13 protein-coding genes are annotated in these 15,297 nt (G+C 44.5%); 4 read left to right on the forward strand and 9 right to left on the reverse strand.

Annotated features, from left to right (window positions below; all coding sequences use genetic code 11):
* From G5B30_RS16810 to G5B30_RS16825, 4 genes are all read left to right on the forward strand, one after another.
* Positions 1 to 2,113: beta strand repeat-containing protein (locus G5B30_RS16810; RefSeq protein WP_206367169.1), on the forward strand; the 2,113-nt coding region annotated here is incomplete at its 5' end.
* Between the two features lie 11 nt (positions 2,114 to 2,124).
* Positions 2,125 to 3,606, forward strand: a complete 1,482-nt coding sequence (locus G5B30_RS16815) for a CshA/CshB family fibrillar adhesin-related protein (protein WP_206367170.1) — start codon at positions 2,125 to 2,127, stop codon at positions 3,604 to 3,606.
* Positions 3,607 to 3,614: 8 nt separating this feature from the next.
* The gene (locus tag G5B30_RS16820) at positions 3,615 to 5,159 is read left to right on the forward strand and encodes a gliding motility-associated C-terminal domain-containing protein (protein ID WP_165321176.1); all 1,545 of its coding nucleotides are present in this window, start codon (positions 3,615 to 3,617) and stop codon (positions 5,157 to 5,159) included.
* Positions 5,160 to 5,191: 32 nt separating this feature from the next.
* Positions 5,192 to 6,196 (forward strand): type IX secretion system membrane protein PorP/SprF, encoded by a 1,005-nt coding sequence (locus tag G5B30_RS16825; protein ID WP_165321177.1) that lies wholly within the window; start codon positions 5,192 to 5,194, stop codon positions 6,194 to 6,196.
* A 15-nt stretch (positions 6,197 to 6,211) separates the two neighbouring features.
* Here the strand turns inward: G5B30_RS16825 and G5B30_RS16830 are convergent, their stop codons facing one another.
* The 9 genes from G5B30_RS16830 to G5B30_RS16870 form a co-directional block, all read right to left on the reverse strand.
* Complete coding sequence (locus G5B30_RS16830; protein WP_165321178.1) at positions 6,212 to 6,991, reverse strand: SDR family oxidoreductase; 780 nt, start codon at positions 6,989 to 6,991, stop codon at positions 6,212 to 6,214.
* Between the two features lie 31 nt (positions 6,992 to 7,022).
* The gene (locus G5B30_RS16835; RefSeq protein ID WP_206367171.1) at positions 7,023 to 7,916 is read right to left on the reverse strand and encodes a Gfo/Idh/MocA family protein; all 894 of its coding nucleotides are present in this window, start codon (positions 7,914 to 7,916) and stop codon (positions 7,023 to 7,025) included.
* Positions 7,917 to 7,936: 20 nt separating this feature from the next.
* The gene (locus G5B30_RS16840; protein WP_206367172.1) at positions 7,937 to 8,881 is read right to left on the reverse strand and encodes an aldo/keto reductase; all 945 of its coding nucleotides are present in this window, start codon (positions 8,879 to 8,881) and stop codon (positions 7,937 to 7,939) included.
* A gap of 63 nt (positions 8,882 to 8,944) precedes the next feature.
* A complete protein-coding gene (locus tag G5B30_RS16845; protein ID WP_165321180.1) occupies positions 8,945 to 9,742 on the reverse strand; it encodes an HpcH/HpaI aldolase family protein in 798 nt (265 codons plus the stop codon).
* Positions 9,743 to 9,777: 35 nt separating this feature from the next.
* Positions 9,778 to 11,010 (reverse strand): MFS transporter, encoded by a 1,233-nt coding sequence (locus tag G5B30_RS16850; protein WP_165321181.1) that lies wholly within the window; start codon positions 11,008 to 11,010, stop codon positions 9,778 to 9,780.
* Positions 11,011 to 11,097: 87 nt separating this feature from the next.
* Complete coding sequence (locus G5B30_RS16855) at positions 11,098 to 12,006, reverse strand: hypothetical protein (RefSeq protein ID WP_165321182.1); 909 nt, start codon at positions 12,004 to 12,006, stop codon at positions 11,098 to 11,100.
* 9 nt (positions 12,007 to 12,015) lie between these two features.
* On the reverse strand, positions 12,016 to 12,981 hold the full coding sequence (locus G5B30_RS16860) for a glycoside hydrolase family 43 protein (protein WP_165321183.1): 966 nt from the start codon (positions 12,979 to 12,981) through the stop codon (positions 12,016 to 12,018).
* Between the two features lie 194 nt (positions 12,982 to 13,175).
* A complete protein-coding gene (locus G5B30_RS16865) occupies positions 13,176 to 14,066 on the reverse strand; it encodes an alpha/beta hydrolase (protein WP_240903247.1) in 891 nt (296 codons plus the stop codon).
* A 38-nt stretch (positions 14,067 to 14,104) separates the two neighbouring features.
* The gene (locus G5B30_RS16870; protein ID WP_165321184.1) at positions 14,105 to 15,292 is read right to left on the reverse strand and encodes a sialidase family protein; all 1,188 of its coding nucleotides are present in this window, start codon (positions 15,290 to 15,292) and stop codon (positions 14,105 to 14,107) included.
* Between the last annotated feature and the right edge of the window lie 5 nt (positions 15,293 to 15,297).

The raw sequence follows: 15,297 nt of genomic DNA on the forward strand, positions 1-15,297 counted from the left end.
TTACAACGATGAAAACGGAACTGCAAATACACTGAACCTGGGCACAATGGTTCCCAACTTCGAAACGCTGACTTCCGTTTCGGTCGATAACACCGCCGGAACACTGACCTATGTGGACGAAGACGGCACCAACAATACGCTGAACTTAGGTGATCTGGTGAAAGAACAGCAGACCCTGACAACGTTAGGTTACAACTCGACGACCAACGAATTGACCTATACAGGGGAAAACGGTACACCGATCGTACTGGACCTGAACGAAGGAGCTGTAGCTTATGATGCGTCTACCAATGTTCTGACTTATACCAATGAAGCGGGGACTGCTACGCCGATCAACCTCAACAATACAGACCTGACCTATGATCCGGCTACTGCGGTGTTAAGTTATATAAACACCTTGGGAATAGAACAGACTGTGGACCTAAAAGCTATTGTGCAAGCAAACGAGACGCTGACCACCTTAGCCTACAATACCACAACAAACGAGCTCACCTATACAGGCGAAAACAACACGCCAGTTGTATTGAACCTCAATGAAGGCTCTATTACCTACGATAACGTGGCCAATACCCTTACCTATACCGATGAGGCAGGTGTTGCCACACCGCTTAGCCTCAACAATACAGACCTGACCTATGACGTCTCAACTGCCGTTCTAAGTTATGTTAATACCTTGGGCGTAACACAGGCCGTTGACCTGGGCGATATCGTGCAGGCTAACGAGACGCTGACCACCTTAGCTTACAATACCACAACAAACGAGCTCACCTATACAGGCGAAAACAACACGCCAGTTGTATTGAACCTCAACGAAGGGAGCATGACTTATGATGCGCCTACCAATGTGCTAACCTATACCGATGAAGCAGGGGTTGCTACGCCGGTCAGCCTCAACAACACAGACCTGACCTATGACGTCTCAACGGCCGTTCTAAGTTATGTTAATACCTTGGGGGTAACACAGGCCGTTGACCTGGGCGATATCGTGCAGGCCAATGAAACCATGACTACTTTAGGTTACAACTCGACGACCAACGAGCTGACCTATACAGGAGAGAATGGCACACCCGTCGTACTGGACCTCAACGAAGGAACTGTAGCTTATGATGCAGCAACCAACGTTCTGACTTACACCGACGAAGCAGGAACTGCTACGCCGGTCAGCCTAAACAATACCGGACTGACTTATGACCCTGCTACTGCTGTCTTAACTTATGTGAATACCTTGGGGGTAACGCAGACCGTGGATCTCGGTGCTATCGTGCAGGCGAATGAAACCCTGACCACTTTGGGTTACAACTCGACAACCAACCAGCTGACCTATACAGGGGAGAACGGCACACCGGTCGTACTGAACCTCAACGAAGGAGCCGTAGCTTATAATGCGTCTACCAATGTTTTGACCTATACCGACGAAGCAGGGACTGCTACGCCGGTCAGCCTCAACAATACCGGACTGACGTATGACCCAGCTACATCCATTTTAAGTTATGTTAACACCTTGGGAATAGAACAGACTGTTGACTTGAGTGGTCTCGTGCAAGCGGAAAGTGGTGTAGAGATCCACGAAAGTAAGGTTAAGCTGGGAGGCAGCCTAACACGAACAACGACTATCCTCCAAAATGGGAATCCCTTAACCATCGCTACAGGAGGTGACGCCCTAACGATTTCTGGCTTAGATAAAACAGCATCACAAGCTTCAGGGGATTATCTGCTGGCTGTAGGATCAGACGACAGGGTGAAAGCATTGAAAGCTGCTATGCCTAAGTTCTTTTACATGCCGTCGATGGTATTGCCGCTCGCCGATGACCAAATTGTGCCCACCATGCATGCGACTTACACCGCAGGGACATTCACCATCGATCTTCACGCGGTATATGCCGAACAATTTGGCGGTACTAACCCGGGGACAAGCACCTCGAATCCGACAAGAACAACCACCCTCCCCTTATTACCAAGAGAGGAACTGGATTATTATATTACATTTTTCGATGACACCGTATATACGGATGTTGCTGTGGACGATGATGGGATACTGACCTACCGCATATCTCCTACCGCAGATCCTACCTTCGGATCATTTATGAACGTCGTTTTTGCTATCAAACCATAGATAAAGGGAAAATGCTAAAAATTAGAAATATAACTCTTATTCTGTTGCTGTGTGCATGTTTCGTAACCCAAAACTTAGCCCAGCCTTGTTTCCCAGGGCAGATAGTGACGGCTACAATGGCCACCGGTGGTTCTAGCGTGAACAAAGAACGCGTTTTATGGCTAACTTGGGGATCCACCGATCAAACCGCTTATCCGTATGGCAGACATAATCGAGCATTATCCGAAGGAGATAAGTCCTATGCTTCTATCCTGTTGGGGTCAGGCCAATACTTGTGTATAGAAGCAGAGATTACCGAAATATCGGGAGGTGCGGTTAATTCATACGCCCCCGGCAACTATGCAGGAGATTCCATGGATGATTTATACAATATTGGCGGCACTGGTGGGGACAATCAGTTAGTTGCAGGAATTATTAATAGACATGATGGTGATGAATCTATCGTCACATTCAAATGCAAAGCAACAATAAGTGGCAAACCAATAAGAATATCAGGTTTAGTCGTTGCGGATGCAGAGTCCTTAGCCGTTAGTGAGTATATCTATGCTACGGCAGATGGAAATTGGAATTTAGTAGAAGTTCAAAAAAAAACCAGTAATTCTAATCCATACGATGTAAGAAAAGAGGATTCGGCAAGCGGTCAAACGATCCAGTTCTTACGGGGGAATGATGATAACACGGCTGCTATTGCGTTTTTGTCTTTCAATCCATCTGCCTATAATACCGCCGGTACAAATCCTGATCTGTCCGTAACATTCCAGGCAACATTAAAGGGTAACGGCCTTACTGCTTTGGCCATGGGGCTGTTGGTGCCGGATATGGATTTTGGTGACGCACCCGAATCATATGGAAATCCTATACACCTGTTACATAACATAACATTCACAGATGATGGCATCGACGCGGTACCAGAAGCAAGTGATCCCGACGACGGTGTAATCAATATCAACACCGTAGATTATACACCAGGAAGCTTGATTCCTACGGAAGGTCGGTATCTAGGAAGTGTTGCGCCGGATCATGATGGGAGTCTCATGCATTCAAAAGATGCTTTAGGGGATAACAATAGTGGAACAGCCGGAACGGATGAAGAGGACGCATGGCCCATTCAATATCGGCGCTTCTCCTATAAGGAATATTACCTGCCCCACATGCAAATCCAGGCACAGATCGCATTTGGAAATGGTGAGGTAGGCGACAGAATATCCGGATGGATTGATTTTGACCTGAATGGAACGTTTGATAATGATGAAATAAGTACGGCACAGATCACCACAACGGATATAAACAATGGCTATGTCACACTGACGTGGACTGTGCCACCAACGCGAAGAATTTATAACACGTACGTGCGCTTGCGGTATTTCGATAAGACGGAAGATTATAGTTTACCTGACCATGCGGTCAATTATGGAGAAGTTGAGGATCATCGTATGTATGTTTTAGGGCCGGGAGTAACAAATCCTACCTTACTGAATAGACCGAAGAATTAGGCGAGGCAATGAAATACATTCTCATCATATCGTTTTTATTATTAGGTACAATACACTTGTCGGCCCAATCGGGTGCTGGGAGCTTTGAGACGACCGATGGCCCTGAAGAGATCAGTGCAGGCAACTATAAATTTATCTATTCCGAAAATCTTTATTTGGGACCGCATGCCGATTGGAAGATTCACGGTGAAGTCCATATCTATAGCCGTAATATTTGGATCGCTCCCACCGCCAAGATTTCGGGAAATGGCACATTATACATCCATAGTCCCGGAACCAATCCTTTTTATGAAGATTGGCCAGAAGCGGCCACCCGAATCGATGGCAACGATGGCGCATTTATCGACATTCATATCGTATTAGACAACAAGAACGGACTATCACTCACCGATATCGAAGTCGATGGTTATACAGGCGCATCCGGTGAAGTAACACGGCTGGCTACGCTGAAGATTGGCAAATCTGTGGACCTACGCGTAGATGGTGCAAGCATTTATCTCAATGGGTTCAATCTCGAATTGTCCGATACCGGAGATCTGCTGAATCATAATCGTTATCGTATGGTGATAACTGGGGATAACCGGAGGGGACACATGATCCGAAATTACACGTCAGTTAGAAGCTTAACGTTCCCTGTAGGAATAGCCCAAGGTGACTATACACCTGCACGCTTAACTCCACACGCGAGCTCCTCAAAGGTACATGTTTCGGTCAACAGCTACTTTACTTCGAACCTGAATATCACCGATGAGACCTTGGGAATGGATCGCATCTGGAATATATTTGCCGATCATGCCATGCAGATGGACTATACCCTCAGTCATAATAAGCAGACCAATGGTATTGCTTATGTCGACGCAGCAGCGCGCATCATGCAAAACGCTGATGGGGGTAACTGGATAGGAGACGTTACTACACTTGAAAATGAGGGTATACATACTCGAAAAGATATAGAGACTGTGGTCGGTCATACCATAACGGGCACCTGGTTTACCAAGTTCACGTGGCTTGGCCCCACCGCAGTGGACGATACAGGTGTCTTAGAATATGGTGCGGATATCACGATCAATATTATGGAAAATGATGCCAACGGCTCCAGCGCAATCGACCGTAAATCGGTGCGTATTATCGCATTACCGCCCAATGGACAAGTGACCGTCAATTCCGATGGTAGCGTGACGTACAAACCAAATGATCGATTCTTGGGAGAAGATATCTTCGAGTATGAGATTCGCGATGAGAACGGATTGACATCTACCGCGCATGTACGGATCACAGTAATTCCACCCGAACTGTTTATCCCGAATATGATCTCGCCAAACGGAGACGGAAAGAACGATCACTTGATAATCGGAAAACGTGAAGCATATGATCGGATTGAAATACGCATCCTCAACCGCTGGGGAAATGAAGTATATCGCAATGACGATTATCGTGACGAATGGGATGGCGGCGGGCTAAACGAAGGAACCTATTTTCCTGTTGTCCGTGGGATTATAGGAAACGAGGAGCGCATTTTTAAACGACATGTACTCATTAAACGAGATTACTAAAGCTATGGAGACTTCGTGAAAAGAGCATGATAATGAAGAACATAACATATTGGGGAATAGGGCTGCTGATCTTGTCGGTGGGAGAGCTCGTTGCGCAGCAGAATATCCAATTTACGCAATATATCTTCAATTCGCTGAGTGTGAATCCGGCCTATGCAGGTTATAAAGGCGAATGGTTTGCCCAGTTGGGTCTCCGCCAACAATGGATGGGCTGGGAAGGAGCGCCAAAGACAGGTGTGCTTTCTGTCGATGGAGTATTGGATCTTGTCGAGCGCCGCCACGGTGTAGGGCTACAGATTACAGGAGATCAACTTGGCGCACAGTCGGCTGTCAGCGCCTATGCCAATTATGCCCTACGTCTACAGCTGGACCGGCGCGATGATCATCGATTAAGCTTAGGAATTGCCGGGGGAGTTACCCAATACGGATTGGACGGCAATAAATTGGAAGTGACCCATACAGATGATCCCACCGTTCCACCAGGAAAAATAGCAAGCTGGCGGCCAGACATTCGCTTGGGCGTGTATTACACTGGCCCCACCTGGTATGCCGGCGTATCTGTACACGACGTGTTCGCAGGCATGGAGCCCGATGAAGAATTTCAGTTTGCCCCTAACACCTTACAGAGCATTTATAGAAATGTACACGGCTATTTTATTACGGGTGCGTTGTTTGAATTGGAACGCAATCTGTTGCTGCGTCCGAGTCTATTGATCAAAGACGATTTCCGTGGCCCCACCGCATTAGACTTGAACGCCATGTTTATCTTCAATGATAAGTTTTGGATTGGAGGAGGCTACCGCACCCGATCGAAAATATTCAGACGGGAGTACCAGAATCAATCAGCCGATAAATTAAGTGCATTGAACGCCATCAGCGGAATTGCCCAGTTTTATGTCAACCCAAGATTTCGTATCGGTTATTCCTATGATTTTATGATTAACCAAATGGGTGGATTACAAGGCGGGACACATGAACTTACTTTGGGCGTAGTATTCGGAAAAAACAGCCAGCGGATATTGCGATGTTATTTCTAAGAGAAAACAATAATACTACGCATTTAACCCGCCGTCCAGAAGGATGTTTTCCCCATTTATATATTCTCCCGCTTTCGACATCAGTAATACTACCAATCCTTTAATATCATCTCGGTTGGCCATACGCCCCAGCGGTACTTTTTTACAGTAATTTTTAAGGAACTGTTCAGGCTGGTGATTAAATAATCCACCCGGACTTATACAATTAAACCGTATATTTTTCCCAGCCCGCATTTTTGCCATATACCGTGTCAGGTTAATCAACCCTGCATTGTGAAAGAAATAATCGGCAGGTAGATCGCCCATGCCCGTCACTCCCTCGTAGTTAGACAAATCAGGTCCCTTCATACCCATCATCGATGCAATATTGATAACACTACCGCCGCCCGACTCCACAATTAAATCGGTCATTTCGCGCAGCAGGTGAAACATACCTGTAGCATTATCATGCATCGATTCGGCAAACTGTTCCAAAGCCCCATAATACCCTTTCATTGGGCGAGATACCGCATTATTGACAAAACCATCCAACCGGCCAAACCGACTCCGTATCTGTTCCGTTAGAGGCGCCACAGACTCCACGACCGCTTGATCCACTGCCATAGCATGCACATCCAGCCCCTGTGAACGAAACTGCTCCGCCGTCTCTTCAGCACGCTCCAATACCCTTGAAGTGGTAATGACCGTCGCGTCAGCCTCTGCCAATCCTTCTACGATACATTGTCCATACTTGCCCGACCCTCCTGTCACCAGTACGACTTTACCTTTTAAACTCAATAAATCTTTTACATTCATCGTTTAGCTCTAAGTTTAATAACCAGCCCATTTACAATAAAACAACCTTTCCTCCTTGCTCACGACTCTCCTTCGCTCCGATCAACACTTTCATCAATGAATATGTCTTTTCAAAACTCAATCGAGGTTTACCTTCCTCCACAGACCGAATAAATTCAATAAGATTATCCCGGAACATCGAATAAGAATTTTTAATATCGGCCATTCGCCACCCTTGTCGCCCGTAGAAAGTTAACTGAAACGTCCCGGAAATAGGATTGTACAAATGCAGGGTTATATCCGTGCCGCTATCGGTCCGAACCGTTACAATCTCTCGATCCAATTCTCCTACATGCCTCACATGGATAGGCTTTGGATCATCCAACACAGCAAAAATAGCCTCCAGCAAATGTATGCCGTACTTCTTCCAATCCTTCTTACCTACCGCCGTTACCAATTCGATTTTACCCAACGCTGCCAAATCCTGTTTCACAATCCGACATTCGTTGGCATATCGCATAGAGGAGCAAGACATGACAAAGCCACCATCGGCTGCCTTATCTGCGAACCAATCTAAGTCATCTTGGGAATAAGCCAAAGGTTTATCAACGAAAACAGGTATACCCGCATCAACAAAAGGTATAGCCATTGCGACATGATTTTCCGGATCATCACGCCCCAAGATCACCGCATCAATATCTCCCACCATATCCTCCAATCGATCCACGACAGTAGGTATACCAGATGAACGGGCAATACTCTCCGCAATCGTGCGCTCTTGGCACCACACATGTGTAACTCTACCCCCAGTAATTCCCAAAGTATCCTCATTTGCTTCAAGATACGCCGCGACAGCAGGATAACCGACTCGACAGATCTCATCGCCATCAAACTGACCGTTGATAATAGATGACCAGGAGTAAGGATGAGCATTTCCTTCACTCATACCAATCATTCCTAGCCGGATCATAGCCACCCCTTTCTATCCCATTCCGCGAGATTTAGAAACGAAGGATCTGGATACTGCATACGTTTCGACTGTGCGAAAAGTGTATCGGACAACTCTCCACCTTCTATATTGTGAAGGCTGGCATACAGGTATTCTTCTTTATCGATCCCCACTAACACACTGGATACCTGCGGATGTTTCAAAACAAACTTCGTCGCATACTCCGGGAAATTATTAAAATATGTTTTAGCAATAGTGCGATAAGCTTCCACGTGCTGTTCAACATCTTTCAGGGCTTCATGCATCTTAAACTTTCGCTCCGTCAGCATACCCCGCATCAAGACCGAACGTACAATGATCCCTACCCCCCTCTCCGCTGCCTCTTGAAAATGATTGCCATGTGACTGATCCATCAGATTAAACGGCAGTTGTATAGCATCCCACACACCCGATTCAATAGCCTTAGCTGTTTCCTCCGCTTTGTAGACCGATACACCGATATTCCTGACCTGTCCTTCTTGCTGCATGTCGAGGAATACTCGGGTCACATCTTCATTTTGAAGAATATCCATATCCGCGTAATGCACCATGAATAAGTCCACATAGTCCGTTTTTAAGTTTTTCAAACTCACTTCCAGTGAGCTCCGGACAATATCTTTTAATTGCACATAAGCGGGAACTGTCCCATTCTTGTCTTTGAAATGCACACATTTGGTTGCCAAAACAACCTGTTTACGCATACCTTGAAAGGCCTTCCCCATCAATCGTTCACTTTCTCCATAATGTATTGCCGTATCAAAGAAGTTAATTCCTAACTCTACCGCTTTCTGTAACAGACGGATTGCTGATGCTTCATCCGGCATGGCATGCGCTCCCAAACCATACGGCATACCGATTTCAACACCCCCAAAGGCAATCTCGGAGACCGATAATCCCGTTCGTCCTAATATCCTTTTTTTCATCTAATTATTTTTCTTTCAGTGGCTTATGAGAACTCTTCCGATATATAGTGATCAGTTTCATAGTCACTGTTCTAGGTAAGACTTGCCTTTATCTCCTATTGAAGTACCAAATGCTTTGACAATATCTGAACAATAGTTTTTTAGCCCGACAACATCTGCCCCTATGCTCACAAAATGATATCCCATATCCAGTAATTCCTGCAAATTGGAGGTAGATCCAACGGTTGCAGCAAACTTGCCATACTTATTAGCCATCTCTGCCACACGTTTACGCGTCTCGATAAGCAACGGGTGATCCCACTGTCCCGGCGCACCGATTCCCTGACTAAAGTCACCCGGACCGAAGAAAAGCATATCAAATCCTTCCAATTGCGCGATTTGCTCCAGTTCGTCTAAGGGCTCCGGATCTTCGATTTGTAATACGACAAAACGCTCTCTGTTTGCTGTTTCCAGATATTCGTTAAACTCCTCGCCCGTATATGCACCATCGGCGTTCCCTCCGTCGATAGGCCGCCTTCCCAACGGATGAAACCTTGTCATATGAATCACCTTTTTTGCATCCTCTACCCCCATAATATGTGGAACCAATATGCCAGTAGCATCCAATTCCAATGGTTTGATATAATCGCTGTAAGCACCCCGAGGTACCCGAACCATCAAATCCGTATCGTGTGCTTTCGTCGCCCACACATGTGAAGCGATGACAGACCAATCCTGCCCGATATGCTCCAGATCCACCCATACACAGTCAAAACCACTCAACGCAGCAATTTCTACAGCTTGTGTATCTTTAAGATTAATCTTAAAACAACTTGCTGTCTCTCTAGCACGCAGTTTTTGCAAAACCTTACTTCTTCTCATTCTTAATTATTTTGTTCCTGCACGGATTATTTTATCTACCCTATCTCGGCTTTCGGTTTCAAGCGGAACAATAAAAATGCACATAAAATCATACTTAACGCCGCTATTTGAAAGATAATATCAAGATTTACGGCTTCATCACGCAACGCTCCCGCAACATATATCCCTATACCTCCAATGATGCAGCTGCACAGATTCAAAAACCCGTAACCTGTAGCAAGATACCGCTTACTGGCTATCATTCCTAAGATAGGCATCATATTCGCGTCAATGAAAGGCCGTGTCAAGGCATACACCAAAAAACCTCCAACAGTAGCCCATAACAGCGTAGTATAACTTGCGATAAATACAGCCGGGACAGCAATCAAAAAGCCGATAGCGGGCAACCATATCCGGGCTTTACCATTTGTCTTCGACCACCGGTCAGCTATTGCTCCGCCTAAAATCACACCGACAAGCATAACCGGGAAAAAATATGCCGTAGAATACACTCCCGCCTCTGTCTGCGACAAGTTAAACTGCTCTTTATAATAGGTGGGTAGCCACCCACTTATCATCCAACTAATCGCACCTGCCAGACCCCATATCACGACTACCATCACAAAAGACCGATTACGAAACAGGCTTAATATTGCCCGCTTGAAATCTATCTTTTTCGACACCTCATCATCCGTAGAAACATCTTTCCTAACGGAAACTTCCTCCCTGCGGTCCCTCAACACGAAAATCAAACCAACCGCATAAGCGACGCCTATAAAACCAAATATATGAAAAGCATAATGCCATGTATGTGTTTCAGCAATCCATCCGCCGATAAAACCCAGACTTTGCCCAAGCATGACTCCTCCAACATGCAATCCCACAGCTGTAGATTTGGTCTTGTCCGAATGCCAATCCATAATCAGTGCCATGGCCGCAGGTATATAAAAGGCCTCACTAATGCCCATCAATGCCCGTGCAGCCAACAGATACTCAAAAGAAGTCGCTAACGAAGTGAGCCATGTCACCAATGACCAGACAAATAAACTACCAATGATGACGATACTTCGGTTAAATCGATCTGCAATATATCCCGCTACAGGACTGGTAAAACCATACACCCACAAAAAGACGGAGGTTAATAACCCGAACTGAGCCTCTGTCATCGGTATTTCCTCCATGATACTACTCCGCATTGTAACCAACATCATTCTGTCCAGATAGTTGAGGCAACCTATGACACATAGCATCGCAACGAGCAACCAAGGGTAATATTTTCTATTTGTCATCAATACGATTATAACGTTCAGGCTTATTAAACAAATATAGCAGAATGCGTCTATTTGTATTGCATGCGATCGACCGCAATCATGGTATTATTTTACGTCTCGCACTTTCAACACCATATAGGCTGCCGCTGCATGAAGATCACTGTTGTAACCAGCCCGACCCTTATCTCTCATAGCATTATATAGACCACGTATTATTTCGCTATCATCCAAACCACCACATGTCGCTAAGCCCATCATCACATGATTCAGAGCCTCTGGCTGAGACTGCAGGGTAAGTAGCTCCTTCTTCAGCGTATTCAACATAACTTTATCTCCATTAATCGGAAACACCATCCACAGGGTAGCTAACAAATTACTACGCAAAGATAGAATTAAGTCCTTACGCTGCATCCACTGGTATATTTCTCTAAATTGACTATTGGATAAGGGGCCAAGGTATCGAAAAATGTACGAGCTAACCTGCATTTCCAATTCAGAAAGCTTACCATTTATCAGATTCGCCACGAGCAAAGCTTTCACCTCTCCCCTTCGCTGCTTCGATCCCATAGCATAATTCCACAGCGAGTATAAACGCATCGAACCTTCCAAATTACTATCAATTTCCTCAACAACAGGAACTTTTAATTTCGCTAAAGTCTCGATCGCATGTAATCTATCTTCTCCCTCCGGATTTTGATAAGCTGCTATAATCTTATCGATCCAATAACGACGGTCCTCCTCACTTACCGCAGTCTGTGCTAACACACGCCATATACCAATACGATATTTTGGCAGATCACCAGATTGCTTTTCCTCTTTCAGAAACACGTCTCTCACCTCATCGACGGCCTGCTTTTCCCAGATCAGAAACTCAGCCGCATGCACCTTTACCCATTCCTTCTCGGAATATAAAAGTGATCTAAGATCCATTAATGCTTTTGTTTGTATTTGTCCCATGCTATATAAAGGCATACTGATCAAGAAAATGACCCCTAAGTGAAATACGTTTATCATGATTTCCTATTATCTCTCTTTCATTCGCAATGTAGTACCGATATCCTCCACTTCAAAAATCAACATCCGTTCACTTCCCGCGGGGCTATTTGGGCCATGGAATGTCAGCATCAGCCGTCCATCGAATGTGTTAAACAGCATGCCATGTCCACCATTAGCTTCGAACAGCAGATTCTTCTGTTGCACCCAAGGCCCCGTAACCTTACCCGTTACCGATTCGGCAATACCAATAGCATAGCTCCCTTCCTTAAAACTCGACCATATCATGAGCAGTTTATCCGACTTGGTACGGTATAAAAAGCATCCATCGGTCACATATGAACTAAGCCCACCCTCTCGATGTGTCCCTGTAGACCAGGGAGCGCTGGAAGCGTGGAACAAGGTCTGTGAAGGACCGACCGTCTTGGATAGATCCTGCTTCAGCTGTACCAGCTCCATCGTACCGTCTTCAATCTGTACCCATTCATGACAATAGATCATATACGGGATACCGTCTTCCTCCCACAATGTACCATCCAAAGCCATGCGATCCATAGGGGTATGAGGCAACTTATCCTCGAATGGCCGGAACGGACCCAATGGATTGTCTGCGTAAAATATCTGCGTTCCCCGAAACGTATACTTCGGCCAATCCTTCCGCCGTTTCTTCCATTCAATATCCGAATTAAGCGTCGCAAAAAGATAATACTTATCCCGATAATGATGCACTTCGGGTGCCCATACTACTCCAGTGATCCAGTTGCTATCCGGCATGGCAAAAATAGCATAAGGCCCTTCCCACTTTTTTAAATCTTTGCTCTTATAAGCGACTACGCCGTTGACCTCTTGCTCTTCATCATTCTTAACCTTGCCTGCTTTGTAGAGAAAATAGGTCTTTGTCTGCTGATCCGCCACAATATAAGGATCACGCACATATAGGTCTTTGACTTCGACAGTTGAAACAGGTTGTTGGGCATAAGCCCATGTATTCAGCATTATGCAAAATAGAGCTGTAGCAAAGCAAACCAAAGAAATATTTTTATGCATTATAATCGTTTATTAAATAAGACCTTCATCACAAACATACGCAAATACTATACTCAAACCCTATAAGATTACCCGTGAAAATAGTACTATTTTACGTTGGAGTTACAAGTTTCTTTAACACGACACCTCTTTGGTCTAAGAACTTACTTCGCAAAATAATCACTAAAAAACTTTGTTTGCCATAGAATTGCCTTTTTAACATAATCATAATCATGCATCCCTGATTCCGTTATATATTTATGTGCTATACCTAGACCTATTAGTTTTTCATGGAGCAGTTGATTGGCAGTTTTGAAGTATGGATCTTCTGTCCCGCAATCAAAAATAATATCCAGACTATTTGGGGAAAGCAAAGATGTCATATTAATGACGGTATTGTCTTCCCAATTAATAGGATATTCATCTTTTGTCCCTAATCTATACTTTAACTCCCAAGATTCGGGGAAAGGTCGAAAATCTACCCCTCCCATGATGCTTCCAACCGCTCCAAACAATTCTTGATGACGAAAGGCTAAATACATAGAACCATGTCCACCCATGCTTATTCCAGCTATTGCACGCTTTTCACGCCTCTTATCCGTTTTATAGTTATTGTCGATAAAATCTATAAGTTCTTCAATAATGTATGTTTCGTATTTATAGGCAGGATCTACCGGACTATCCAGATACCAACTTTTTCCACCATCTGGACAGACGATGATATAACCATACTTATCCGAAAGCGATTGCAAATCAGGAATTGAATTAATCAGAACGCTATGATCTCCTCCGAAACCATGTAATAGATACAAAACAGGAAGCTGACTTTGGGAACGATATGTCTTTGGCAGAATCACAGAGGTCTTCATATCCTTATTCATAGCTGTGCTATGCAACACAATTGTTTCAATTTTCCCCTCATCGGAATCACTTACCGGTTCCGGTATGATCTTTTTATCAAATACCCCGATCACCTCGGCTTTCTCACAGCTACTCCCACATATACTAAGCATCAACAAACTAACACCTATAATTCTTTTAAAAGTCTTCTTCATAATTCTCATTTAATCTATGTTCCCGAGATCAATACATGCTATTTACTTATCTCCAAAATACTACCTGCTATATAACGTGTTTCATTATTCTCATTAAAATAATAGGTGACCAGAACCCTATTATGTCCTAAATTAACCGACCATGGATACCCCACATCACCATCTCCCCCATCCTTACGGATAACAAATTCTTCCGCTGTCGCAAAATCTGTACATTCCGGATTCAATATCCTTGCACGGACTCCAAACTCCGGCTTATGCCGATATCCATAAGTTAGCAGGACTCGATTATCCGGCAACCGCAAAGCATGGCAAGGATGCCCTTTAAACCCCATGGATTGCCATGTGAATGTTTTACCTCCATCTGTTGATCTGGCAATACAAGCCTGATCATCAAAATTAGCTGTCCGCATAAAAGCTACAATATCTCCTTTAGGTGTCTCGTAGACTGAAGTTTCGTTGAATGCTACTTTGTCGTCTTTTGCTACTACCCCCGAATATTGCCACGTAGCACCATTGTCATCCGAGACCAGTAGATGATTGGATGTCTTTGGAATCGGAATGGTATCATTAACAGCTACAGACCAGAATATGCGACCATTCTTACTCTGATACATAGCCCCACGATTATATGCCGACAGTGGATTACCAAATACATCATTAAAAATTTCTGAGCTTACATGGGGATATGAAGTGAGATCTCCCCAACTTTTACCATTGTCAAGAGAACGGAGCTGAAACCCTCCAAAAAAAGTAGCTCCATAAATAGTTTTAAAATACGGCTTTTTTAAATTATCAAATCCTTCAGGCCGTACAAACGCCCAACCATAAGAAGCACAAAGTATATCGCCATTCTTTAGTTTTATCACGCAGGGATCCTGCGAACCACCATAAGGGTGTGCATAGATCAGTTGGGGCTCCGTTGACCAATTTTCACCATCTCTCGAACGAACTGCCACCAAATAACTATTGGGATCAACATGATGACTGTAACGCTCTCCAAATAATATACGTTCCGGCGATCGGCGAAATGCAACTATATAATCATTCTTGCCATTCTTTACAATGGATGGGAATGTCGAGAAAAACTTATCGTCTTTATAAATGATAATATCCTTGATCTTGCAAATAACCGGATGGTCCGGAGGAATTGAGGCCCTCCCCTCGTTTCCATGTACGGTGATAACACTAAAAATAAACACGAATAAAAAACACTTTACTTTCATAAACT

It is taken from the genome of Sphingobacterium sp. SGG-5 (assembly GCF_011043525.1).
Classification (GTDB): domain Bacteria; phylum Bacteroidota; class Bacteroidia; order Sphingobacteriales; family Sphingobacteriaceae; genus Sphingobacterium.